Consider the following 25,049-nt stretch of genomic DNA (forward strand, 5'->3'; position numbering starts at 1 on the left):
CCGGAAGCCATTGATCCCAGAGAACGATATGACCACCAAGCCGAAAATCAGCGCAGCGGAACTGGCGAAACAGTTCCGCGCGTTCATAGACCCGGACTTCGTCATCACTGATAACGAAACCATGAAACCCTATGAATGCGATGGCATGTCCATGTATTGCGAGATGCCAATGCTCGTGGTGCTGCCGGAAACCGCCGAACAGGTGCAGCGGGTGATGCGCATCTGCAACGAGCACGAAGTGCCGGTAGTCGCCCGCGGTGCCGGAACAGGCCTCAGTGCAGGCGCCATGCCCCACAAGGAGGGCGTGGTGCTGTCGCTGGCCAAGTTCAACCGCATTTTGGACATCGATCCATTAGCACGGACGGCGCGACTGCAACCGGGTGTTCGTAATCTGGCCATTAGTGAAGAGGTTGCCCAGTTCGGTCTCTACTACGGGCCGGATCCCTCGTCCCAGATTGCCTGCACCATCGGCGGTAACGTGGCGGAGAACTCCGGCGGCGTACACTGCCTGAAATACGGCTTGACGGTTCATAACATTCTCAGTGTGGAGATGATCACCGCCGAAGGTGAGCGTGTCACCATCGGCAATGACGCCCTGGATGCCTGCGGCATGGACCTGCTGGCGTTGATGACCGGCTCCGAAGGGTTGCTGGGCATCGTCACCGAGGTCAAGGTCAAACTGCTGCCGAAACCGGAAATTGCCCAGGTGGTCATGGCGGGCTTCGACAGCGTGCAGAAAGCCGGGGACGCCGTGGGCGGAATCATTTCCCATGGCATTATCCCCGGCGGCCTGGAAATGATGGACGGCTACGCCATCGTGGCGGCCGACGACTTTGCACAGGCGGGTTACCCGCGTGAAGCCAAGGCACTGCTGCTGTGTGAGGTGGACGGCACCGAAGAGGAAGTCCACGAGCACATCGAGCAGGCCGAGGAAGTCTTTCGCAAACTCGGCGCCACCTCGGTAAAAACCTCCCAGAGCGAAGAGGAGAGGGCGCTACTCTGGAAAGGCCGAAAATCCGCCTTCCCGGCCGTCGGCCGCATTTCGCCGGACTATTACTGCATGGATGGCACCATTCCACGTCGGCACCTGGCCCACGTGCTGCTGGAAATGGAAAAAATGTCCAAGGAATTCGACCTTCGAGTCGCCAACGTGTTTCACGCCGGCGACGGCAACCTGCACCCGCTGATCCTGTTTGATGCCAACGTGCCCGGCGAGTTCGAGCGCACCGAAGCGTTCGGTGGCAGCATCCTCAACCTGTGTGTGGAAGTGGGCGGTTGTATCACCGGTGAACACGGTGTGGGCGTCGAAAAAATCCGCCAGATGGCGGTGCAGTTCAACGATGAAGAGCTGCAGCAGTTCCACGACGTAAAGGCCGCCTTCGACCCCGCTGGCATCCTCAACCCTGGCAAGGGCGTGCCCGCCCTGAAATTCTGCCAGGAATACCGCTCACTGGAGCACAAACAACACAAGCACGACACGGTGGACGCGGCACATGGCTGATCTGTCTCAAAAGCTGCAGGAGCAGGTTCTCCAGGCCCGCAAGACGGGCCAGAAACTGAATATCGAAGGCGGTGGCACCAAGGCCTTCATGGGGCGGGCCGCCGACGCTGATGCAGGCTCTCTGAACATGGGCGAGCACACAGGCATCGTTGAATACCATCCTGTGGAACTGATATTGACCGCACGTGCCGGCACCACCCTTGCGGAAATCGAAGCCACTCTGGCCGAAGAAGGCCAGTGCCTGCACTTCGAACCGCCCAGGTTTGGTGATGGTTCCACGCTCGGTGGCACGCTCGCGTGCAACCTCTCAGGCCCCGCACGGCCCTGGTCCGGCTCGGTACGGGACCAGGTGCTGGGCATCCGCCTGCTCAACGGCAAGGGTGAACACCTGCGCTTTGGTGGTCAGGTAATGAAAAACGTGGCCGGCTACGACACCTCCCGGCTACAGGCCGGTGCCATGGGCACATTGGGTGCGATCACCGAGATCAGCCTCAAAGTCATGCCCAAACCGGCGATGTCCGTCACCCTGGTGCAGGACATGGCGATGGACGAAGTCATCCACTACATGAACAGCCGCGCCAAAGAGCCCAAACCCATCACCGGTGCTGCCTGGGTGGACGGCAAAGTGTATCTGCGCCTCGCTGGTGCCAAATCCGCCGTGGAGGCCACCGCCGGAAAGTGGTCCGGTGAAGTCGTGGAGCAGGGCGACCAGTTCTGGCAACAGCTACAACACATGCAGCATGACTTCTTTGCCGGTGATGAACCGCTTTGGCGCTTCTCCGTCGGCTCCACCGCCAAAAACCCGGACCTTGATGGCCCCTGGCTGATCGACTGGGCCGGTTCCCAACGCTGGTATCGCGGGGAAGCCGACATAGCGCGGCTGGAAACCCTGGCCCAGCGCGCTGGCGGCCAGGTAAGCCTGTTCCGCGGCGGGGATCGCACCGATGAGGTAATGCACCACCAGCCGAGGGCGCTAAAAGAAATTCAGCAACGGCTGAAAAAGTCGTTTGATCCCGACGGTATTTTTAACCCGGGCCGACTTTATAGCTGGTTGTAACAATCAGCTCCGGTATCTCACAGGAAACTGAGCGGGCCTTCTGAGATGCCGGGGAAGTGAGTGGTGGCCCCTTTTCTGAAACTGTACGGAGCCATGGATGGCGGAGTCCAAGCGTCACATGGATGTGCCGAAGGAGCGTGTTTCAGAAAAGGGGTTACCGCTCACTTGTGCTCCAAATCAAAAAAGCAGGTAAACAATGCAAACCAATTTAGTCCAACAATTCGCCAACACCCCAGAAGGCCAGGAAGCCGAATCCATCCTGCGTGCCTGCGTACATTGCGGCTTCTGCACCGCCACCTGCCCAACGTACCAGGAACTGAACGACGAACGCGACGGCCCCCGCGGCCGCATCTACCTGATGAAAATGTTCCTGGAAGGCGAAGAGGTCACCGAAAAATCCCGTGAACACCTCGACCGCTGCCTCACCTGCCGCAGCTGTGAAACCACCTGTCCTTCCGGTGTGAAATACGGCCGCCTGGTCGACATCAGCCGAGGACTGATGGAACAGGAAATGCCACGGCCCCCCAAAGAGCGGTGGATACGCTGGGCGCTGGCACGGGTGCTTCCCAACCGTCAACTGTTCGGCGTCTTGCTGCGCATGGGCCAGTTCTTTCGCCCGGTATTGCCCGCCGTATTGCGCACCAAAGTACCACCCCGGAAAAAGGCCAGCCCCTGGCCAGCCGCCAGTCACGACCGCATTGTGCTCGCCCTTGCCGGTTGCGTTCAGCCCTCCGCCACGCCCAACACCAACGCTGCGGCTGCCCGAGTGCTCTACAAACTGGGTATCACCATGGTGGAAGCCCCGGAAGCCGGTTGCTGCGGTGCCGTGAATCATCACCTCTCAGAGCATGATAAGGCACTCAACGCCATGCGCCGCAACATCGACGCCTGGTGGCCAGCCATTGAAGCGGGCGCCGAGGCCATCGTCATGACCGCGTCCGGCTGTGGCGCAATGGTCCAGGAGTACGGCCATCTGTTGAAAGACGACCCCCATTACGCCGCCAAGGCGCAGAAAGTCAGCGATATGACCATCGACCTGGGCGCCTTCCTGCTCAAGCAGGACCTGGAAAAACTCACGGTGCCCCAAGGAGCCGGCAAGGTGGCATTCCATTGCCCCTGCACCCTGCAACATGCCATGCAGCAAAGTGGCGTGGTGGACCAGGTACTGCGTAAAGCGGGAATTGAACTGGCGGAAACCAAGGAAAAACATCTGTGTTGTGGCTCCGCCGGCACCTACTCGATCCTCCAGCCCAAACTCAGCCAACGCCTGCTGAACAACAAGCTCAAGGCCCTGACAGTGGACAATCCAGACCGCATCGTTACCGCCAATATCGGCTGCCAGATGCACCTGGAAACCAAGGCCCAGGTGCCGGTCCAGCACTGGATCGAGCTACTGGATGCGTGATCTGTGGGCCAGCCATCATACTGGCCCTCTCACTCGCACGCGGTTTTGTTTATAATGCCCGCGCCGACACACAAACCACAGGGAGTGGAAACCAATGCCATGGAGGCAGGCCGCAGTTTTTGTATTGCTCGTTATCCCCGCCATCTCATCAGCCCAAAAAATGTACACCTGGATCGACGACCAGGGCGTTGCGCATTTTACCGATATAAAGCCCATAGCGCGTGAACACGAGCATGTGGAACTGAAACGCCCTTCGCTGATCCCCATGCGGGAGAACATCACCCGGGGCAAGCGGGTCAGCACCATCAATCAGCAAGTGAACCGCAGCCTTGAGGGCAGCAGCAGTGGCCAGCGCACACTGACGGACAAACAGGAAGCGCGTGAACGCGAGCGCAAGAACGCCCGCTGCGAGGGTTACCGGGAAAAGCTGGACCGTATCCAGAAGCAGCTGCGGGCCGGATACTCCAACGACCAGGGCAACCGCCTGCGGCGACAGCGGCGGGAAGTCAGTCAGAAGCTGTCACGTGAGTGCCTGCTTGGTTGACGGTTCCCGCCGTGCCGATGGTTCAGGATGTGAACGTGGTGGAGATCAGGTAGGCCGTATAGCCTATAAAACAGGCCAGCAGGAACCCACCTTCCACCCGGTTGATTCGCCCAGGCCCACGGAAGCCATAGCCAAGGACAAACAGCGACAGTGTGAGCGCTGACATCACCGCGATATCTCGGTAGAACACCTCCGGCGCCACCACCATCGGGCTGATGGTGCCCGCAATGCCCACAACCGCCAGAGTATTGAACAGGTTGGAACCCAGGATGTTGCCCAGGGCAATATCATGCTCCCCCTTGCGGGCCGCGATTACCGACGACGCCAGCTCAGGAAGGGACGTGCCCACCGCCACAATGGTCAACCCGATGATCAGGTCGCTCACACCGAAACCAAGCGCCAACTCAACCGCACCCCACACCAGAATCCGCGAACTCACGATCAGCAGCAACAGGCCAACAATAAGCCACAACACAGCCTTGCGAAGCGGCATGGCACGGTGGCTCATTTCCTCCGCGATTTCCGCGCCCAGGGCATCGCTTTTCTGGGTCATACCCTGGCGGATGGACCATGCCAGCAACAGGAAAAACACGCCCAGCAGCACCAGGGCATCCACAAACGTCAGCTCGCCATCCCACACCTGCCAGGCGGCCAGTGCCGTTACGGCGGTGAGAATAGGCAACTCCTTGCGCATCACCTGCGAGTGAACTGCAATTGGGCTGATCAACGCCGTAATACCCAGGATCAGGGCGATGTTGGTGATGTTTGAGCCATAGGCGTTACCCAGAGCCAGCCCCGGATTGCCCTGCGTCGCCGCCAGGGCGGACACCACCATCTCAGGGGCGGAGGTGCCAAAACCAACCACCACCATGCCGATCAACAGCGGTGGCATGCCAAAGTACCCGGCCGTTGCCGCCGAGCCTTCAACAAACTTGCCGGCGCTCCACACCAGGAGGGCAAGGCCGACTGCAATGGCGGCAAACGAGAGAAGCATGGTGGATTCCTGAATCTGTGGCGCCGGGCGCCGGTATGAGTGACGTAAGTCATTCTGGTTCGGGAGGATATTAGACGCAAACGTGAGTGCTGTTATCTCAGCAGTTATGCGGATGGGGCGGGGACAACGCCTGGCGAGATGGTATTATCCTCCAACTGACAATCAGCCAACCTGGGAGCGATCCGATATGGCAAAGAAGAGGGCAAAGCCCACACAACACAGCGCGGTCCAGCGTGACCTGAAAACCCCGAAGTACCAGATGCGGGTGGTGGAAGATAAGAGCAAGTACAAGCGTAAGCGGGATAAAGCGGTACGAATCGAGGACTTCCGCAAGGCTGCCTGAAGGGTTGGTTTGCGGAAGTCTTCGGTTGGCATGAGCCGAAGGAGGTATGTTCGGCTCAAAGGTCTGTTGGATTAGGAGATACATGCCCTTGGAAGCTGCTAACTGATACTCTTCTTGTGTGTGCCAACAACAAAGGAAGAGCCGCATTGAAGGACCTTGAGCAGCACAAGAAAATCGCCGTTCTGATCGACGCCGATAACGCCCAGTTGACCAAGCTGCCGCTGATTATCGAAGAGCTGTCTTCCCATGGCCACGTGGTTGTAAAGCGGGCGTATGGTGACTGGTCCATCGACAGCCTCAAAAACTGGAAAACCGTTCTGAACGAATTGGCGATCCAGCCCATCCAGCAATTCGCCTATACCAAAGGCAAGAACGCCACTGATGCATCGATGATTATTGATGCGATGGACCTACTTTACTCCTCCAAGTTTGACGCGTTCGCTCTGGTTTCCAGCGACAGCGACTTCACCAAACTGGCCTCCCGGCTCAGGGAATCCGAGATATACGTATTCGGATTCGGCGAGAAAAAGACACCGGTCTCATTCAGAAGCGCCTGTGACGATTTCCTGTTTACCGAGAACCTGGAGTACCCGGAAGAAATTGCGCCCGATGAGCCCGCCAAATCCGAAACCCCGAGGAAGAAACAGGAAAAGCTCCCCGAGGAAGTGGCACTGCTAAAACGGGCCTGGGAACAAACCCAGGACGATCAGGGCTGGGCAACCTTCTCCGCCGCGGGTTCATTCCTCAAACGCACACGCCCGGATTTTGACCCGAGAACCTATGGTGCAAAGAAGTTCTCTGACCTGCTGGTAGAGAGGTCTGAGTATTTTACGGTGAAGAAGGGGGCTAATGGGCAGGGGTATCGGGCTTATAAGCCCTTAGACCAAAAGTAGACAACCATGTGTAATCAGGCTGCCTCATCGTTGTGCTTCGCGAAATTACGTTTGAAATGCCTGGTTTGGAGCGGAAGTAAATCCTTCATGAATGGGCGCAAGTCATAGTCCAGGCCCCATTGTTTGGCGAGGGAATCAACCTTCAACTGGCTCTCCCGATGGGGGACATCAGCTCTGGCTGAATAAGCAACTTCCTGGAGTTTGGCTTTCTGTTCGGCTGATAGGCAGTTGAAGCGTGAAAGCCGATCAAGCAGGTAGCCGGCAACGCGCTTGTTCTCAACGGAAAGCCCGGTCAACGATGGCAAATAACTCTTGTGCCAAAGCTCCAAGGCAGTTTGAACCACCTCTTGGGGCTTAGCATCAGATAAGCCTTTTTTGGAGAGTTCCAAGAATGCGCTCATGATCGATCAAAAAACATCAGGGTTTGAAGGTGTTTATAACGTGCTCAATATGGCTTGTCAAAGTGCTGACATTACCGACATAGTATTTTGAGGCTTCGAGGGCTCGCTTCCTGAATTCCTCAATATCAAGGCCATGGGAAAAAAGGGTATGGATATCGTCGATGTCTTGGTCCCCATATCGGCCAAGCTTGGAAATAGCTAAGTCCACTTTCTGTACAACATAGACTTCGAGCGGCGAGCTGTCCTCGTTTGGGTTCAATCGAATGGCTTCTTCCTGGTAGAGCTCGTGCAGCGGGGCCAGTGTCGGATTGAAGGTTTCGTCCAAGACAATTGAAGACGGGCCGGTATCTGGGTCGTCATAGAAGATGTCGTCCAGCTCCAGAACGAGCTCCCCGATTGAAACCTTCTTGGCGGCTTCCAACTCAACGTCCAAGTCACTACTGCCCCGAGCCTTGGTGTGTAAATGCAAAGCGCAGCCGCCGAAAATATAGGCTCGACAAGTCCCGGGAGGGTTTCCTTTCTCAGCCAAGAGATATGAGAGGTTTTCTACCAGTTCCAGTACAGCCTTTCCCATTGGGGTGTCGGTGTAGAGCGTCACGGAATATATCCTTAATCGTTTGTTCAACGGAAATCATTCTACCCGCAATGCAGGAGATTCATTACAGGCGCAATACCCGATAGTTTACGAAAGACTCTTAGAGTGTGGGTGGAAACCAAGGCACGACATTTTGCCTCCATAACCGCTGGTTAGACACCTGAGTTACTTCTGGCTATTTTGGCTGGGCTCCGGAAACTCAACAAGCTCTCCCTCTCCTTCGATCCACTCGGCGAGCTGTTTCATTAATTTTTCGATCTTTTCTGGCGGCTGAGAACGAAGTGCGCATTCCCAGATTACGCACACCCGCCAGTGTTTCTCGATAAGCATGGACTGGTTACGTTGGTCACGCTTTACATTACCAAGAATTTTTTCCCTCCAAAAATCTTCTCGGGTTTTTGGCCATTTAAAAAGCGAACACATGTGTCCGTGCCAGAAGCAACCGTTGATCAGGATGACTGCTCGATAACGGGGAAGAATGACGTCTGGTCGGCCAGGGAGGTCTTTCCTATGCAGGCGAAAGCGGAACCCTATTCTATGGAGAGCCGACCGTATGGTCAGTTCGGGCTTCGTATTTTTTCCCTTGATCCCGGACATCATTCGGGACCGGGTCTGGGAATCGACAACATCGCTCATCTTAGACCTGGTTTTATAGGGTGTTACTGGTATCCTACTACCTTTTTGCAGGGGCCCTCCGCCAGATATGAGTGACAAGGTACATATCGTTGATCTGTTCGCCGGCCCTGGCGGTTTGGGCGAAGGTTTCTCTTCATATGAAGATGAGGCCGGAAAGCGGCCTTTCAAGCTGGTGGCTTCTGTTGAAAAAGAAGCAAGTGCTCACCGAACTCTTACGTTACGAGCTTTCTTTCGTCAGTTTGAAAAAGGTGAAGTTCCGTCCCAATACTACGATTACGTCAAGGGGGGCGACCCAGCGCAGCGAGAGGACCTTTTTAATCAGTTCAGACCGCAAAGCGAAGCAGCCATAGAGGAGACTCTTGGGGCTCCCCGGGGGTTGGGAACTAAAGATCACAACACCATCTTTGATCGTATCAGGTCTGTTAAGAAGCAACATACCGGGAAGTGGATAGTTATCGGTGGTCCTCCGTGCCAGGCGTATTCGGTAGTTGGGCGAGCTCGTAATAGAGGTATCGAAGGCTATCAGCCTGAAAACGACGAGCGACACTTTCTCTACAAGGAGTATCTCAAGGTATTGAAAGAAGTCGAGCCTGATGTTTTTGTCATGGAAAACGTGCGTGGCATTTTGACTGCAAAGGTTCATGGTAATCGGATTTTCGATTCGATTCTCAAGGACCTTAAGAATCCTGCAAAAAGCCTGGGTGATTCCTCGGGAGAGGACTACGAAATATATTCTCTGACGACTCCGTTGCCTGATTCTGATGCGCTGGGGGATAGAGCCTACCCGTCCAACTCGAGTTATCTTATCAAGGCCGAGGAGTTCGGTATTCCCCAAACGCGTCACCGAGTGATTCTGTTGGGGGTACGCAAAGGCGTACTGGGAAATCGTCAACCACGCATTCTTCAGCGGGATATCCACTCCACGTTGACTACCTCAGACGTTATTGGGGATCTGCCTCCATTGAGGAGCGGAGTGACAAAGATTGGTAATACTGCGGAAAAGTGGCACGAAAATCTTCTGCATGCGGCAAAATCTGTTCGGGAGCTGCTCGGAGGTTTGGGGTTCGAATTGCCCGACGGCAGCCCGCTGTGGGCGGTGAGTAGTTGTCTGGTATCGCAGGGAGGAAATTTCGTACCGGATAGTGATGGAGCGCACGTAGGAGAGATGCTGCCGCCTGATTTAAAGAAGTGGTTCTTTGACAAAAAGATTGGTGGGTGTCTCAATCACTATGCACGAAGCCATATGCCTACGGACATTTTCCGGTATTTGTTTGCCAGCAGTTTTGCGGAACTGAGTAAAGGGCTGTCGCCAACCTCAAGGGATTATCCGGACGATTTGATTCCTAAGCACAAGAACTGGAAGTCCGGGCACTTTTCGGATCGGTTCAAGGTGCAGGCAAGAGACCGCATCCCCAGCACGGTGACAAGCCATATCGCCAAGGATGGGCACTACTTCATTCACTACGACCCAGTACAGTGTCGAAGCCTTACGGTTCGGGAGGCTGCCCGCATTCAGACGTTCCCGGACAACTACTATTTTGAAGGCAATAAAACCCAGCAGTATGTTCAGGTGGGTAACGCTGTTCCGCCATTGCTGGCTAATAAGATCGCTGACGTTGTCTACGACATCCTGAAATAGCAATAGGCTCTCTGGCTTGCCGGCCCACGTCTCCTCGAGTTTTCTATCGAGCTATTACGCTCCGTAGGACTTCTACGTCGTCGCTGTATCTGCTCAGTTCCCTTGATGTTCTCTCCTAGTGCATTGACTTGTCGTCAGTCACGCTAAAATCCTAATATATTGTTGACTCTCAACTGAGATATTGCGTACATTTCTAATATGTACGTTTTCAGGGTGGCTTTATGGGAGAAACATCGAGAGAAAAGTTTGTAAGATTGGCAGAATCAAGGGTGAACAATCTTGTTAAGACAATGAGATTGTTGGGTAATCTTTCGAATAAAAGTAACTACTCCTACACTGAAAGAGATGTGGAGAAAATGTTCAGAACGCTGGAGCGTGAATTGAAGGATGCCAAAGCGAGGTTCGCCGCAGGAGGGGCTTCAAAGAAGTCTGATTTCAAGCTCGACTAAGAGCATTACCGATGGGAGGCAAAAATGGCCTGGCAGTTTATCCCGCAGCTAGACTGTTACGTGGAGAGTGGCGTCACTCAGCGCGATCAGTTCCGAAATGATGAGGTCGAGCTTTCTGACACCATAGTAAGGGAATCCATTCAGAACTCTCTGGATGCTACTCTTCCCGGAGAAGTCACGCATGTTCGCTTCAGTTATATAGATGGAAGCCGGTTGGAGTCCTCTTTCGTAGAAGAACTTTTCTCAGGACAGCTTGAACACGCTGAAGCTGCAGGCCGTGATGTTCAGGCAGTTGATTTCAGCGTGCCATCAGCCTTGGTGATTGAAGATTTTGGTACCAAGGGGCTTACCGGAGGAACTGATGTCAAGGATAACGACAATTTCAGTGACTTCTGGCGACGCCACGGGAAGTCACATAAAACCGGGACAAGCCGGGGCCGATGGGGGTTGGGGAAGCTGGTTTATTCAAGCTCCTCAATGTTGGGGGTATTTTTTGGGTTAACCGTCAGGAATGGTGAGTCTGAGCGCTATCTGATGGGGCAGACAGTTCTTGATCTTCACACCTACGAAGGCAAAGAGTATCCCGCTCACGCCTATTTCTGCGATATGGAAGGAGAGGGCGAGATATTTCAGAAGACCCCTGTCCCACTTAGAACAACGCAATTTGTCGACAGCTTCACTAATCAGTTTGGAATTTCTCGTCAGCGTGAACCCGGACTGTCGATTGTCATTCCTTTTCCTTTCGAGGGTCTTCGGCCGGATAAAATGATTGGGGTGGCGATAGAGAATTACTTCTATCCGATACTGACAGGCCAGCTAGTCCTCGAGTTTGGGGAGGTGGAGCTTACAGCGCACAACATTCGCGAGCTGGCACATGAACACGCCGAGGGGAAAAAGCTGAAAGATATCGATGCCCTGTTTGATTTCATTGAAGAGGTAAATGCCTGCATTGGTTCTGACCGGTTCGTGTCTTTGAGAGAATCATGGGCTGAGGATACCCGCCTCGATGAAGATGATTTTGACGAAACTGAGCTGGAAGCGATCAGGGCTCGCTTCGCGCAAGGTGACCTGGTGGGGGTCAGGCTCCCTTTAACCATTAGAAAGAAACCTGAGAAGCAAAAGCTTCATACCCAGTTCTTTGTGTTCCTCAAGCGTCCAGGAGACCTTGAAAAGGGTGTCGATCTGTATGTTCGTGGTGGCCTGACGTTACCTGCTGAGTCAAAATTTGGAGACCGAAAAGCATTCGGAGCGATGATTGCCGATGATGAGACTATATCTGCGTTTCTGGGGGATGCAGAAAATCCCGCTCACACTAAATGGATATTCAATGCGGAAAAGCTTCGAACAAATTATGTTGCTCCGGAAAAGCAGCTTAAGGTCATTAAAAATGCGGTAATCAACTTTTATGACATGTTGATACAGGCTGAGGAGGAAGAGGACGAAAAAGCGTTAGCCAAATTCTTTTTTACAGAGGGAGCGACTACCCCAAAGAAAAAAGATCGGAAGCCGGATGTGAATCCGCCTGAGCCTCCAGAAAATATCCCTGCACCAGTACCTAAAGTTGCCAGGATCGAGACGACTGCAGATGGTTTTGCAATTCGTCCTGCCGGAGGTGCTGCACATGCTGATTACCCCATGACGTTTATAGTGACTGCGGCTTATGACACAGTTGCTGGCAATCCCTTCAAGAAATATAACAAGCTTGATTTTGATTTTGCTAAACGAAATAACGTAAAAATCGAGGACAAATCGGATTGTGTACAGGTATTAGAGGCAAGAGATAATAGGTTTGAAGTTGAAGTGACCGGCCCGGAGTTTGACGTTGAGATCACTGGCTTTGATCCTCACAGGGATCTGAAGGTGAAGCTGAACGCCGTGGTAGTGGAGGAAGAATAAATGCAGATAACCAGGCACATAAACCACACTGGTCGGCGGCAGATCAAGAGATCAGAAGTTCAGATCGAGCTCTTGGAGGACAGGGAGGTGCCGGAATTCAGGGTTAACCTGAAGCTGGACAACTCAAACCTTTCACCTGAAGCTGATGTGTATGTGGAAGCATACCATCGCAACACTTCACAGAGGTTTGAGTTTGGCACTGTAGCTGCGCCAATTCCTCCAGATGAAATGAAGCTAGACCAGATCGATCTCTCCGGTCCGACGCTATTCCGGGTCAAGGTGGTGGATAATTCGGAGCACATCGGAAGGCTAATAGCATCTGCGGAAGGCATATCCCCAAGAGCTGAGGAGGATGAGAAGAACGAATCTCTGATGATTTTCAGAAGTGCTCCAGATATGGGCAATCTGACCTGGAAAATGGCTTTTGAGGATGAAAAGCCAGTACTCTGTATCAACAGCAGGATTCCCGAGGCCAAGAGCCAACTCCTAGGAAATCCTTTCTTTCAGGCTCTGATTCTGCCTGCAGCTTTTCGTGAAGTATTGCTCTTCGTTTGCATAAATGACGAGCTAGATGAAGAAGAGGGTTGGCAGGCCGATTGGCTGCGATTTGCGAACAAAATCGCTCCCGAGGAGCAACCTGATGATGAAGATCCTCACATTATTGTTGGCTGGATCAATGAGGTAGTGGCTGAATTTAGCAATCGACATCATCTTTGCGACCACCTGATCTCGCGAATGGAGGAGCAGTCCCATGGTTGAAGTGCGACGCCTGAACGAAAGGGGTATTGAGGCCTTTGAAAACTATATCAGTGGTTTGTCAAATGATGGCGGTTTGACTCTTCCTTTAGGGATTCTTACTGATGATCGAACTTCAGAGCCTTTGGACATCGAATTGACGGTGAATCACCTGGCAGAGTTTGCAACCCGGTACGACATGGGAGTCTATCTTGTAGACCTGTTGAAACAAGTGCGCTCTCAGCAACTACTTGGAGATAGTGGTTTCTGGACTTGGCTTGCTCTTTGCTGGTTTGATCAGCTCTGTCCATTAGATTCAAAGGGCAAGAGAAAACCGAAAAAGCCTTACAATTACGTGCTTAGTCCAAACTGGAATCATCGCCCCAGGCATGCTCTATACACGACGTGGATGCTCGTGGCCAATCATAGAGAGAGCGCACGTTTCATGCTTAGCAAGAAACCGAGTGCCCGTGGAGAGTTGATAGAGCAACTCGCTGCCAGACAATATTTTATGTCTTGCCGCGGGGTTATCGAGGCTGCACACAGAATTTATTTCGATTCTAGCAGAGGAACATTCAAGGTGGGGTCTACTTCGCAAACGCGAGGGGGAAATATACGAAGATTTGTTTCCTATCTTCAGCAGCTTGACTTAACCTACGACTTGGGAACAATTACTGCAGATTCGCTAATGTCCATTTTACCATATGAATATAATAGGTTCTTGGATGCAGATTCTATTAGAGAAGGCGCTTTTAGTTAGTGCTTCAATTGGCAGATAAAGTGAAGTAAGGAATGGTTGTGGTTAGGATGAAGACCGTCCACTTAAAATCGGCAACCATTCCTTTCCGGCTGCAAAGCTTTCCTATTAGGTTTGAGGCTGTTTGTATACCTTAGGGCTTTGATTGTTCAATTAAATTTCCAACAAACTCTCCTCGTGAGACCCTGGCTTTCCTAGCATTGACTGCTTCTTTTGCGTATTCAAAGTATCGAACTTGGTCACTAGGGATTGACTCAATTTCTATATTTGAAAAATATTTCTTACTGTTTTCTTCAACAAGGTCAAGGTGTCTCTTGAGTGTGTTCTTGTCTATTTTATCTTTATTGTGCTTGGAAAGTTCTATGATAAGGGTGAAAGTATTTGATTTTGAAAACCAGTAACTTTCTTTTTCAATTTTGAGCTCCTTGTACGAGGCTATTGACTTCACCAATGCCGTTGTTACTTGGTCCTTTAGCTCAAATTCATTATTATATTTTTCAATATAGTTGATGACTTTATCGTTTCTTGTGAAATATTCTGATTCTAAGAGAGTTGCGACAAGGGTCATTGCGAACTGAAGATTATTCATTCTTCTTACGTCTGTTTCTGAAAATACTTCATGTTCATTGAAGAAGTTGAATATCAGCTCTCTGTCACTCGCTGGGATAAGAGCCTCTGTTTCCTCCGGCGTTGGATTGTATTCGTTATCAACTAGCTGTTTGCAATAAATTATAAATTCACTATCACCATACTGTGCATTAATTTTTTCAATTGCATTCAAGGAATACTCAGTGTTGTTGATTCTCTTGAATATGTCTTTTATGACCTCTGGTGAAGTGTCCTTTAAGTCCCTCACAGATACAAAATAATTCAGGAAGTATTTTTTCTCCTCAGTGCTAAGGCTAGAAAAGCTTCTAATTCTGTTCTGGTTGCTAAAGTCACCTTGGCCTCTAATATAATCAACTATTGTTGAAAGCCTTTGCTGTCCATCAACAACGACCTCTGATGATTTTATGCTACTTACGTCCATCTCAGAGCTTGCGATATATACCTCTGGAAAGGGGTAGTTTTTAAGTATGGTTTCAATGAAATGGTATTTGTGTTGCTTTTTCCATACTAGCTTTCTTTGAAAAGCTGGATTTATTACGAGCGATCCAGAGTCTATCTTGTTGTATAGCTCTATGATCTTAACGTTTGTCGATGGTACGCTCTCGAGTATGCTCATTCTGAATGCGCCAATAGGTTTAATGAAAGTGTATGTATGTTTCTTTGATGATATTTTTCAAAATAAAACCAGGATTTATAGATCCCAATGTTAACTTCTCGCTTGTACTTTTGTGATAGAAGGCTTTGCGTGTCTTCGATGTTTTGAGAAATTTTATAGTCTTTTGGTAAAGTATTCGGTTGAATCCAGCCTTTTAGAATATATTTGGCTATCTGATTTCGAGCGCCGGAGCTTATTACTGAATCTAAATAGCAATCCGTGTGCTGGTAGAGCTTAATCAATTGGTCGTCAAATAGTCGACCAGAAACTATCGCTACGTCTAGATCAGATTTTTTATTGTTATCATTAATAGAAAATTCGTAGTCAAATTTTTTGAAGAGATAGAGCCTGAGGTCCGCCTTTTCTGGCTTTATGCTGAAACCCAATTTACCCGATCCGACTAACACAATGTCTCTAATATGGACGCCCAAGCTGTCTGCTATGGATTTTTTAAAATGAAACTCATCGTCAGTAGTGTAAAGTTCATTAAAGAAGTAGCTCGACCCGTCGATCAAGTGTCGCTGAACAATTTCATCTGATGATTTTGACTTGCATTCCTCTTTGAATCTATCTAGGAATTTTGAGTTTTCGTCACTAATCATAAGCGTTTAATTTGTAAGTTTGGGTTCTGCGCTGTTCTAGTCGGCGCTTTAACGCGCCTGATAATTTGCTGTCATGGTAGACGAATAATTGATTGAGTGCATTAAAGACCATAAGCGGCCGACATATGTAATGGCGAGGATTTGAAGAGTGCTCTGGGGCAACTCCCGGGTAGCAGAGGGGGTGGATAAGCTCGTGGCTTCCAGAAACAACAAAGCCCGCACAATGGCGGGCTTCGTCAGAATTCTTAATGGTGCCCGGAGGCGGAATCGAACCACCGACACGGGGATTTTCAATCCCTAAAAATCAAAATTTTCCGGTGTTGATTGACTATCCCGAAAATACAACAAAACCTTTTATTATCAACTATTAGTTGACTTTTCCTCTCCCTATTGTGTTGATCGAAACTTACCCGTATTCTCGAAAAGTGCTTACATATTGCTTACACAGCGCTTACAAGTTTTCGAGGAGTGACAGGGGTGAAAGTAAACCTGACAGCAGGCAGGGTGGATGGATTCAAGGCCGGGGCCGATGGGAAGCAAGCCTTTCTATGGGATTCCACGGTGCCGGGGCTGGGCATTCGCGCCACCGCCAAAAGCAAAGCATTTATCTATCAGGGACGGGTAGACGGCAAAGCCCTAAGAATCACCATTGGTGACGTGAGGACCTGGGGGATAGACGAGGCCCGCGCGGAAGCCCGTAGAGTCGGCACGCTGATCGACCAAGGCATTGATCCCCGCCTGGAAAAGAAACAGCGGCTGGCGGAAGTCAGGGAAGCTCAGAAGGAATCAAAGCGGGCTGATGCCACCGTGGGTGATGCCTGGTCAGAATACATTGAAGCCCGGAAGCCTCGCTGGGGTGAGCATCATCTGAAAGACCACCTTAAAATCAGCAAGGCGGGTGGCGAACCTCGCAAACGTGGAAAGGGCAAGACACAACCCGGTGTTCTGACCCCACTCCTACCGGTGAAGCTGGCGGATATAGACAGTCACACCGTGGGGCCATGGTTGCAGAAGGAAGCAAAGGACCGCCCCACACAAGCCCGGTTAGCGTTTGCCCTGCTGCGGGCATTCCTCCACTGGTGCGAAGATCAACCCCGCTTTCAGGGGCTGGCACGCCCTGACGCCTGTTCAAACCGGCTGGCGAAACAAACCCTACCCCGGAAAGGTGTAAAGGCGGATTGCCTGCAACGGGAACAGTTGCCCGCCTGGTTCGCCGCTGTCCAGCAAATCCACAATCCGGTCATTGCCGCGTACCTGCAAATTCTGTTGCTCACCGGTGCCAGGCGGGGAGAGTTGTCCACCCTGCAATGGTCAGACGTTGATACCCGGTGGGAAAGCCTCGCAATTCGTGACAAGGTGGAAGGAGAGCGGGTAATACCCCTGACCCCGTATGTTGCCTATCTGATCGACTCACTACCGCGCCGGAATGAGTGGGTATTTTCCAGTCCCACCGCTAAAAGCGGGCACCTTGTAGAGCCACGGGCTCAGCATACCCGCGCCTTGAAAGTGGCCGGTATCGAAGGGCTGACCCTCCACGGTTTGAGGCGGTCATTCGGCACTTTGTCGGAGTGGGTGGAAGTGCCTGCCGGGATCGTCGCACAAATCCAAGGGCACAAGCCTAGCGCCACCGTTGAAAAGCACTACCGCCAGCGACCGCTAGACCTGCTTAAGCAGTGGCACACGAAAATCGAAAGTTGGGTTCTGGAACAGGCCGGAATCAAGTTTGAACCACCGGTGGCAGGCCAGCGCCTGAGAGCCGTTAAACAGTAAACCCGCCAGCCGGGAACAATGGGAGAAGCAAATCATGATGCAGAGCAACAAAGCCGATGTTATCACCGAACAGGAAGCCCGACAGTTTGAACAGTCATTGCAGGATACTCAGTCAGGCAGACTCGGTGCCTTTACCGTGATGATGCAGACAGATAGTGACATTCAGGAAGAAATGAAGAATGACCCGCTGTATGCGTCCGACTCGCTGGCGGATTTGCGGGAAGCCCTGGAAGCACACCGGCGGGTAACAGACCTGATGGAAACAGCGGTGAGCCGCCTGGAAGGGATGCGGGGGTAAAAGGGATGGGTGTGAACCTAGTCCTATTCACGATTGACAACAAGTACACCCGTGAGACTTTGCGGGTGCTGATTCCTGCCGATGATGCTTTATACGGTTTGCTTGAAAACCGTGTGCTAGATGATCAGATTTCTGACCGTCGATTTACGGCAACCAATATCGAGCTATCCCCAGAGAAAGGGGTGGTTCTTGAATTGTCAGAAGTAGAACTAGTCTATGAGCCCGAAAATTGGCGTCATGCCTGGCAGGCACTGAATCTGGAACCACGGATTTACCGTTGCGGAGAGATTACGCAGAAATTGATCCTGTCTTTGTTTTTCTTTCAGCAAAAACGTGGTCACGGTCAGCGAAAAGAGGGACGCAAAGATAAAGATGTTATCAATTACCTAGTTAATCTGGTTCATGCCTATCGTTTCTTAATGGAGGGTGAGCAGAATAGATCAGAGCCGGTGCCAGTCCGTGAAGCAGCCCGCGCGGTGGCCTATGATGCTGAAACCCAAGAGCCCAGCTTTCCTTTTCTTATGCCTGATGACGGTGTGATCCCATGGCCTGCCAGTTGGGTCAGTAAGGGCGCGACACCTGATACTGAACAAGGCATTGAGCGACTCAGAAAAAGAGCGGACAGAGATAAACCGAATGGGTGCTAACACTCTTTTGTCCCAAGACAAGTAATCCCCGCCGTTATCGTGGCTCCCGTTGAATGCAACGCAATCTAAGGAGCCATAGTCATGCTGACTACAGAACAACTCGCCGAAAAACTGCACGTTAAGCCCAACACTATCCGGTCTGCACTATGCCGCACCGGTTCTTACATGGGTATCCGCCCTACAAAACTCCCGAATCGCTTTCTTGCCTGGCCTGATGACGCCGTTGAACGGCTGGTGGCTCAGTCGCAAAACACCACCGAAAGCCAGCAAGCGTAAGGGGGTGTCATGCAATCAGTCCAAATTGATGCACCGTTTGAAATCCGAAAGATGGATCTACGGGAATTTCTGCCCTCGGTGTTTGAGATCCCATTTCTGATGCTAAGAGATAATCGGGGACGGTGGATTATAGACCCGTACCTAGTGGGCATTGATCATGCTACAGCGTTAAAGCAGGCACACAGGAGGGGCCAGCCCATATATGACTTGGAGTCTCATATTTTCGCTGAACTTCACTGGTTGTTGTCCGAGGCAATGAAGCCCTACCGGAAAACCCTGCCCACAAAAGACGGTGATAAAACCATACCATTTGAAAAAATGGCCGAAATGTTCACCTCACTGGCTGAAAAGTCATCGGGTGAATCTGTCAGCGTGAAAATGATACGGAGGGTGCCCGATGTCTTCAGCGAGCACTGAACAAATAGCCCCGCACATGCCACCGGGGTTGATACCCCCTAACCTGGAAACGGTGCCGGAGGAACTACAGCAATACCCGCAATGGGTAGTCTGGAAAGCCGTGGAAAAGAAAAAGCGGGATGGAACGGTGAAAGTGACCAAGATCCCGCACAACCCGAAAACCGGAAGGAAGGCCAGCACGGGGAACCCGGAACACTGGGGCACCTTTGATGATGCGTGTGAAGCCTACCTGATGGACGGCTACACCGGTGTAGGGTTCGTTTTCACCGCTGATGACCCCTTCGTAGGGGTAGACCTGGATAACTGCTTTGATGAGTCCGGGAACCTGCGGGATGACGCTAGGCGGGCGGTGGATGAATTGCAGTCATTCACCGAGAAATCACCGTCCGGCAGAGGGCTGCACATTATCTGTAAAGGGGAGTTACCCGGTGATGGTCACTGCGACAACAAAGCAGGCCGGGAAATGTACCAGAAAGGCCGGTTTTTCACGATAACGGCAGACGTGGTGGAAGGGTTGGGCACCGTTAAGGCTGGCGGTGCCGCCCTCAAAGCGCTGTATTCGGATTGGTTCGGACAATCCGCCAGCAATGACGCCAGTCACACCGTTGGGGATCTGGATTGGGACCCTGAAGCACCGTTGGTGTCATTGGATGATATTCCAATAGGGGAAAGCTGGAAAGTCCTGGTCAGGGACGGTGAAGGGTTGGATAAATTCACCGATTCAGCGGGGAGGGCTGATCGTTCTACTGCACTGCTGGCGGTTTGTGAGGAAATGGTAAGTGCTGGGGTGAACAAAGAGTCAATTCTGGCAGTGCTGACCGATAAAGAATATTTTCTGGCAAGTGCGGCACTGGATCGGCGGGGAGGCAACCCGGAATCAGCAAAGCAGTGGTTGTGGAAATACACCCTGGCAAAAGTGCTGGCGGATTGGCAGGAAGTGGTAAACCTGTTTGATGAATTGCCACAGCTTGAACGAAAAGAGCGGGTACCGGTTCGCCGTGGTTTCAGCTTTATTTCGGGTGCTGAGTTGATAGCCAATATCACGCCCGTTCAGTGGCTGGTAGAAAGGTATATTGAGGCTAATGCAATGGTGATCCTGTTCGGTGAACCCGGAGTGGGGAAGTCATTCATTGCACTGGATGTGGCCTGCTGTATAGCCACCGGTGAGGCTTGGCAGGGTTTCCCGGTGAAGCAGGGGCCAGTTTTCTATATCGCCGGTGAAGGGCACGCAGGTATAGGTCGTAGGCTTGGTGCCTGGTGTAGGTATAGAGGGGTGGAGCTCGGAAGCATTCACGTTAGCACCACTGCTGCACCGCTCACAGAATGGGAAGCCGTGAAACAGGTAATGAGGGGAATCAAGGCGAAAGTCGAACAACATGGGGTGCCGGCTTTGATTGTGGTTGATACCCTGGCGAGAAATTTCGGTGGCCTTGATGAGAACAGCAACAAAGATATGGGGTTGTTCGTTCAGCATATGGACCGGCTGAAGTATGAACTGCAAACCACGGTTCTGATCGTTCACCATACGGGGCAGGGGAATAAAGACCGCGCCCGTGGTGCAAGCGCATTGAAGGGGGCCGTTGATATTGAGCACCGGGTTGAAGCGAAGGCTGGCGGGACCATTGCATTACAGGCGACAAAAATGAAGGACGCAGAATTGCCCGAACCGGTTTTAATGAGGCTTCACAGTATGGACCTTGGCGAAACCGGAAGCAGTGCGGTAGTGGTTAAGGCTGATGAGTTCGTTGATGATCCCGAACCACCGATGAGCAAACAGCAAAAGGAAATCTGGGAAATCCTGGTTCAGGCAATGGATGACGCCGGTGGTGATTTCCTGGACAACAAAGCATTGGTTGAACGGTGTGGTAGTCAGGGAATAAGCGCCGCACGTGTATCGGAAGCCAGAAAGCATTTTGAGGTTCAGGATTTAGTCACCGTGGTCAAGGAAGGCAAAGAGATAAAGATTCACCGGAAAGACCCAATTCTAAGTTAAAACACCCCTCTGATAGTTCGGAAACCCTACCGAACTATCATTTTCCCCCGCCTGAAAGTTCGGAATAGTTCGGTTCGATAGTTCGGAAAAGCGAACAACCGGAATCCCTTGTGCCCCAAGGGTTTTTGCACCGGGTGTGTTTTTTGTTCGGTTCGGTGGTTCGGTATCTCGCATTGTTCGTTCGGTGTACCCCCCCTTTAGGGGTACCGAACATGCGAACCGAACTGAACTACCCCGGTGTTTAATCCCTGAAGTTGTGGAGCCAGGGAAAGTTTGAAGATGCCCACAAACCGCGCTCAGCGTCCCCCGCGGTAAGGAATTTCGGGCGGGAAGGACCCGCAAGGCTAGGCTACAGTCTATAGTTAGTAAGCGCTTATACAGCCACCAATGGAAGGGGGAAGTAATATGCTGAAGTTCTCATCAAAACTGTTACCTACTATTGCTCTTTTCTCGCTGCCTATGATTGCTCAGGCCGATGTCATGATCAACAGAACCCCAGTCTGTACGAAGCTTACGTACCTGGAACAGGCCAACGAAGCGAAGAAGCGCAATGATGCCCGAGGCATGGGTTACCTGGTTGAACAGGGTCACTGCTTCTTTGCCAAAGCTGGCACCGAGTTCAGTGTGATCAATGTGAACTACCCTGAAGACCCGGCTAAATGGGTCAAGATCAGGGTCTACACCGACGAAGGCACCGCTGAACTGTATTCCTGGTACGGCTTCCTAATGTAGTCATCGAAAAGTCGCTGCAGAAACTCCACCGGTGAAAAAGATCAGATTCCTATAAATCTATTTAATAATGTTTTCAAATCGGGATGAAAAAAAACAACAAAGTCCACGTATTGCGGCCTAAATCATCGAATCTAATAGTCAGCACTGCCGGATTCGAACCAGTGACTAACGGATTCTTAGAGCCTTGAGGTACTCAACGCTACTACACATAAACCCAAGTTCCCCATTTTAGCTGGCTGGAAGTGGGGAAGACCTGAGCGTTGCACATTAAACCGCTAGTCGGGTTTCACTTCATTGAAATCCCGAGCTTGGCGAATTCGTTCGGCTGTCTCAGAAAAGAGCCTGAGTGACCCGCACCTAATCTGTGGAAACGTACGGAAAAACCCAGTGCTTACTGCTGAATTTGCAGTGCATCGACAAGTCCGAAGCTAGTCCGGCACCGGGCTTCTGATACGAGCGATAGTTGCTCACGGGTGGTAAGGACTTTATAAAATTAGGCTACACTGACGGGAACTTTTAACGCTTACCAGTCGAGTACTTATGCCACCTGAAAGCAAACTCCCGAACTTTTCTATCAGGAAAGAGCTTACGACTAATCCATTTTGAGAAAAAAGGAAAATTTATGCCAAGTACAGTACAAAAAGGAGATGCCCTAAGAGACCGTGTGTATGCCTTGCTAAAGGCAGCGCAAAAAATGAATTGCACAGTTGAGAAAAGACTTGGTGGCAAAAAAGCCGATGTTTATTATGAAGACTATGACCCTTTACACAAGACCCATCGAATTGCAGTGGAGTGTAAAAATTACAATAGTGCATTAAATAGGTCTCAGGTTTTGTCAATAATATTTGACTATGAGCAAGAGAGGTCCCATTTCGATATTCTAATAATTGTATCTAAGAAAAAGCCGCCCACTGATGTTCAGACAACAATTGAGCAAAAAGGATGGGTTCGCCATTTTACTATCGATGAGTTCGTCTCCTTGCTCGTTGACTTTAGTTCCTATCTTGAAAGCCTTAAGGGAAACTTTAGCGATGGGCTGGAAGACTATTATGTTCCAATAAGAGATATCGGTGGCTTTGATGTTGAAGAAGAAATAGAGAAATGGTCTTTGAGTACGGAATTTGAACCGAGAGCAATTCTCGCTGGGTATGGAATGGGAAAGACCAGCTTTGCGAAAAACTTGGCGTATAAATATGCTGATAGTTATTTGTCAGGAGAAGGTAACAGGATTCCAATATACATTGAACTAAATGATATATTCCACCATCAGGATCTGGAGGGTTTACTTGGAAAATATTTTACTTCGAAATATGTATTGAGGAATTACAGTTTTCCGATCTTCGAGTCATTAAACAAACAAGGCATGCTTTTCATAATTTTAGATGGATTTGATGAGATGAAACATGCCATGAGTTTTTCTGAGTTTCAATACAATATAAAGCAATTTAACAAGCTTGTTGTCCCGGGTTCTAAGGTGCTTATTCTAGGTCGTCCGAATGCTTTTACCTCAGAGGACGAAGAATCGTCCGTGTTATTAGGGATTAAGAAGGCGGGAGATAGAGAGATAAAAAGCGCACAAATGCGTGCCTGGCATAAGATAGAAGTTGGATTATTTGATGAGGGACAGCTTTCTGACTTTGTTACTAGTTACATGGATCACTTAGTTTCTTCAGTGCCTGAATCTGAAGCCCCGTTTATTAATGATGAGTTTTGTAAGAAAAGAAAGAATGAGCTCCTTCAGCCTAGATTTAGAGAGCTTATATCCCGTCCAGTACATGCCAAGATGCTTATTAGCTTGTCTGTTCTCAACGATGAAGAGCTTTCTAGCTTTTCACGCTATCAGCTTTATGATTATTTTATTGGAGAGTTTTTAGAGCGCGAGTACGAAAAACACGCTCGCAAGGAAATTTCTTCCGAGATAAGAAAAGAATTTTTGGAAAAAGTAGCTTGGCGGCTCTGGCAGAAAGGTGGCGTTCATGGTTTTACATTTGAAGACATAAGCCAAATTGATATTAATGTTGAGGAGACCGGAAAAACAAGGGAGGGTATTGTCAGAGATTTGGTAATTGGCAGCGTTCTCGAACGGAAAGGCTCAACTGAAAATTACTTTTATTTTGCGCATCGGTCTTTTCAAGAATTTCTGGTTGCAAAGTTTTTATTGAGAGCAACACTTTCGGCGAGGTCGATAAAAGATATTTCTGAGAAAGTAAATAATGAGGTTAAGGAATTTATCCGAGAAAGTGGGAAGTCAGATCTTTTTGCAGAAAATGTGCTGCAGGTATTGCCAATATATCAGGGGCATGTGACCCCGGGTTTCATTGAAATGATCGCCGAATTTTCCAAGGTTACGGATGAGCAAATAACCTCCAGAGAGTTGGTGAGAAAAGACAAAATTTCTATTATCGTTTTATTGTATGTATTGAGTGTCAAAAAAGGTTGGGATAAAACCCTGGCCACCATAAAAGATTTGGTCTATAGAAATGGTGACCCTGAATATCGAGCATCATTGGTATTGTTTTTTGTTTTATGTGCATGTAAGGAAAGTGGAGTTGATCGCGAGATGGCCACTTTGCTGTCATCAATTCTTCACTTCCATAATCTAAGGATAATTGAAAAAGCCCAAGTTCAGAACAAAGCGAGTGGGCGCGTCATTGACGAGTCTGAGAAGAGCCGCCTACTGCTGCTTTCCCTTATTGAGGGCGTAGCCCCTGTTTTTAACTCTAAGAATGAGCTTACCGAATTTGAGATAAAGATCTCCGGTGTATTGGGGCCAATCCGAGAGAACGTATTTCCCCCCGAGTTTTTAGTCCATGCCTCTCCTGTGAAAGTGGCTGCCGGAGCGGTGTTTGATAGCTTGGCGGGGATTTTCATGCACGGAAAAGAACAGGGAGGTATTTCGTCCAGCGACATGGGGACGATACGCCGTCAAGTTTCTCGTTTTTGGCGCCAAAATCCAAAGGCAGATCTTGTTGTTCCGTTGGAGAAACGGTCACGTGAGAAGAAAAAAACGCTCAGTCTCACTCACCCAAATAAGTGAAAGTTCCAAGTTTTGCTTACATATTGCTTACAAATCAACATTCCAGAAACAACAAAGCCCGCACAAGGCGGGCTAAGTCATTGAATTCTAATGGTGCCCGGAGGCGGAATCGAACCACCGACACGGGGATTTTCAATCCCCTGCTCTACCGACTGAGCTATCCGGGCG

At 50.6% G+C, this 25,049-nt stretch carries 24 protein-coding genes and 1 tRNA gene; 18 read left to right on the forward strand and 7 right to left on the reverse strand.

Annotated features, from left to right (window positions below; all coding sequences use genetic code 11):
* Positions 1-28 precede the first annotated feature (28 nt).
* The 4 genes from B3M52_RS04105 (at position 29) to B3M52_RS04120 (ending at position 4,507) form a co-directional block, all read left to right on the forward strand.
* Positions 29-1,501, forward strand: a complete 1,473-nt coding sequence (locus tag B3M52_RS04105; protein ID WP_286748931.1) for an FAD-linked oxidase C-terminal domain-containing protein — start codon at positions 29-31, stop codon at positions 1,499-1,501.
* Positions 1,494-2,558 carry a glycolate oxidase subunit GlcE gene (gene glcE / locus B3M52_RS04110; protein WP_286748932.1) on the forward strand — a complete coding sequence of 355 codons (1,065 nt, stop codon included), beginning with the start codon at positions 1,494-1,496 and terminating at the stop codon, positions 2,556-2,558. Before B3M52_RS04105 ends, glcE begins: the two co-directional genes overlap by 8 nt.
* Positions 2,559-2,754: 196 nt before the next feature.
* Positions 2,755-3,963 (forward strand): glycolate oxidase subunit GlcF, encoded by a 1,209-nt coding sequence (gene glcF, locus B3M52_RS04115; RefSeq protein WP_075194366.1) that lies wholly within the window; start codon positions 2,755-2,757, stop codon positions 3,961-3,963.
* A gap of 94 nt (positions 3,964-4,057) precedes the next feature.
* Positions 4,058-4,507, forward strand: a complete 450-nt coding sequence (locus B3M52_RS04120) for a DUF4124 domain-containing protein (protein ID WP_075194367.1) — start codon at positions 4,058-4,060, stop codon at positions 4,505-4,507.
* Positions 4,508-4,529: 22 nt separating this feature from the next.
* Here B3M52_RS04120 and B3M52_RS04125 read toward each other — a convergent pair whose 3' ends face one another.
* Positions 4,530-5,501 carry a calcium/sodium antiporter gene (locus B3M52_RS04125; RefSeq protein ID WP_286748934.1) on the reverse strand — a complete coding sequence of 324 codons (972 nt, stop codon included), beginning with the start codon at positions 5,499-5,501 and terminating at the stop codon, positions 4,530-4,532.
* 187 nt (positions 5,502-5,688) lie between these two features.
* Between B3M52_RS04125 and B3M52_RS04130 the strand changes: the two genes are divergently transcribed.
* Complete coding sequence (locus B3M52_RS04130) at positions 5,689-5,844, forward strand: hypothetical protein (protein WP_286748935.1); 156 nt, start codon at positions 5,689-5,691, stop codon at positions 5,842-5,844.
* 146 nt (positions 5,845-5,990) lie between these two features.
* Complete coding sequence (locus B3M52_RS04135) at positions 5,991-6,737, forward strand: NYN domain-containing protein (protein WP_091644230.1); 747 nt, start codon at positions 5,991-5,993, stop codon at positions 6,735-6,737.
* 14 nt (positions 6,738-6,751) lie between these two features.
* Here B3M52_RS04135 and B3M52_RS04140 read toward each other — a convergent pair whose 3' ends face one another.
* The 3 genes from B3M52_RS04140 to B3M52_RS04150 all read right to left on the reverse strand — a co-directional run bounded on the left by B3M52_RS04140 (position 6,752) and on the right by B3M52_RS04150 (position 8,369).
* Positions 6,752-7,126 (reverse strand): hypothetical protein, encoded by a 375-nt coding sequence (locus B3M52_RS04140; protein WP_083637124.1) that lies wholly within the window; start codon positions 7,124-7,126, stop codon positions 6,752-6,754.
* Between the two features lie 28 nt (positions 7,127-7,154).
* On the reverse strand, positions 7,155-7,736 hold the full coding sequence (locus B3M52_RS04145; protein ID WP_083637125.1) for a DUF6036 family nucleotidyltransferase: 582 nt from the start codon (positions 7,734-7,736) through the stop codon (positions 7,155-7,157).
* Positions 7,737-7,898: 162 nt separating this feature from the next.
* On the reverse strand, positions 7,899-8,369 hold the full coding sequence (locus B3M52_RS04150; protein ID WP_075194370.1) for a very short patch repair endonuclease: 471 nt from the start codon (positions 8,367-8,369) through the stop codon (positions 7,899-7,901).
* Between the two features lie 67 nt (positions 8,370-8,436).
* On the opposite strand from B3M52_RS04150, the gene B3M52_RS04155 reads away from it, so the two are divergent.
* From B3M52_RS04155 to B3M52_RS04170, 4 genes are all read left to right on the forward strand, one after another.
* A complete protein-coding gene (locus B3M52_RS04155; RefSeq protein WP_075194371.1) occupies positions 8,437-10,008 on the forward strand; it encodes a DNA cytosine methyltransferase in 1,572 nt (523 codons plus the stop codon).
* 473 nt (positions 10,009-10,481) lie between these two features.
* Entirely contained in the window at positions 10,482-12,353 is a 1,872-nt protein-coding gene (locus B3M52_RS04160) for a hypothetical protein (protein ID WP_075194373.1), read from the forward strand.
* On the forward strand, positions 12,354-13,112 hold the full coding sequence (locus tag B3M52_RS04165; protein WP_075194374.1) for a hypothetical protein: 759 nt from the start codon (positions 12,354-12,356) through the stop codon (positions 13,110-13,112).
* The gene (locus B3M52_RS04170; protein ID WP_075194375.1) at positions 13,105-13,848 is read left to right on the forward strand and encodes a hypothetical protein; all 744 of its coding nucleotides are present in this window, start codon (positions 13,105-13,107) and stop codon (positions 13,846-13,848) included. The genes B3M52_RS04165 and B3M52_RS04170 overlap by 8 nt, the downstream gene beginning before the upstream one ends.
* 130 nt (positions 13,849-13,978) lie before the next feature.
* On the opposite strand, the gene B3M52_RS04175 is transcribed toward B3M52_RS04170, so the two are convergent.
* Together B3M52_RS04175 and B3M52_RS04180 are read right to left on the reverse strand one after the other, a co-directional pair.
* Entirely contained in the window at positions 13,979-15,070 is a 1,092-nt protein-coding gene (locus tag B3M52_RS04175) for a DUF262 domain-containing protein (RefSeq protein WP_075194376.1), read from the reverse strand.
* Positions 15,067-15,711, reverse strand: a complete 645-nt coding sequence (locus B3M52_RS04180; protein WP_075194377.1) for a hypothetical protein — start codon at positions 15,709-15,711, stop codon at positions 15,067-15,069. The genes B3M52_RS04175 and B3M52_RS04180 overlap by 4 nt, the downstream gene beginning before the upstream one ends.
* Before the next feature lie 477 nt (positions 15,712-16,188).
* On the opposite strand from B3M52_RS04180, the gene B3M52_RS04185 reads away from it, so the two are divergent.
* From B3M52_RS04185 to B3M52_RS04220, 8 genes are all read left to right on the forward strand, one after another.
* Positions 16,189-17,481, forward strand: coding sequence for a tyrosine-type recombinase/integrase (locus tag B3M52_RS04185; RefSeq protein WP_286748938.1), 1,293 nt, complete (start codon positions 16,189-16,191; stop codon positions 17,479-17,481).
* A gap of 34 nt (positions 17,482-17,515) precedes the next feature.
* Complete coding sequence (locus B3M52_RS04190) at positions 17,516-17,779, forward strand: hypothetical protein (RefSeq protein WP_286748939.1); 264 nt, start codon at positions 17,516-17,518, stop codon at positions 17,777-17,779.
* A 5-nt stretch (positions 17,780-17,784) separates the two neighbouring features.
* The gene (locus B3M52_RS04195; RefSeq protein WP_286748940.1) at positions 17,785-18,426 is read left to right on the forward strand and encodes a hypothetical protein; all 642 of its coding nucleotides are present in this window, start codon (positions 17,785-17,787) and stop codon (positions 18,424-18,426) included.
* Positions 18,427-18,507: 81 nt separating this feature from the next.
* Positions 18,508-18,702, forward strand: a complete 195-nt coding sequence (locus tag B3M52_RS04200; protein WP_286748942.1) for a hypothetical protein — start codon at positions 18,508-18,510, stop codon at positions 18,700-18,702.
* A 9-nt stretch (positions 18,703-18,711) separates the two neighbouring features.
* A complete protein-coding gene (locus tag B3M52_RS04205) occupies positions 18,712-19,119 on the forward strand; it encodes a hypothetical protein (RefSeq protein ID WP_286748944.1) in 408 nt (135 codons plus the stop codon).
* Positions 19,100-21,112 (forward strand): AAA family ATPase, encoded by a 2,013-nt coding sequence (locus B3M52_RS04210; RefSeq protein WP_286748946.1) that lies wholly within the window; start codon positions 19,100-19,102, stop codon positions 21,110-21,112. The genes B3M52_RS04205 and B3M52_RS04210 overlap by 20 nt, the downstream gene beginning before the upstream one ends.
* 480 nt (positions 21,113-21,592) lie before the next feature.
* A complete protein-coding gene (locus B3M52_RS04215) occupies positions 21,593-21,844 on the forward strand; it encodes a hypothetical protein (RefSeq protein WP_286748948.1) in 252 nt (83 codons plus the stop codon).
* A gap of 622 nt (positions 21,845-22,466) precedes the next feature.
* Complete coding sequence (locus B3M52_RS04220) at positions 22,467-24,881, forward strand: NACHT domain-containing protein (protein ID WP_286748950.1); 2,415 nt, start codon at positions 22,467-22,469, stop codon at positions 24,879-24,881.
* A gap of 91 nt (positions 24,882-24,972) precedes the next feature.
* Here the strand turns inward: B3M52_RS04220 and B3M52_RS04225 are convergent.
* Positions 24,973-25,048, reverse strand: a tRNA-Phe gene (locus B3M52_RS04225).
* Position 25,049 lies beyond the last annotated feature (1 nt).

Source organism: Marinobacter sp. UBA2688, assembly GCF_002352785.1.
Taxonomy (GTDB): Bacteria; Pseudomonadota; Gammaproteobacteria; order Pseudomonadales; family Oleiphilaceae; genus Marinobacter; species Marinobacter salarius.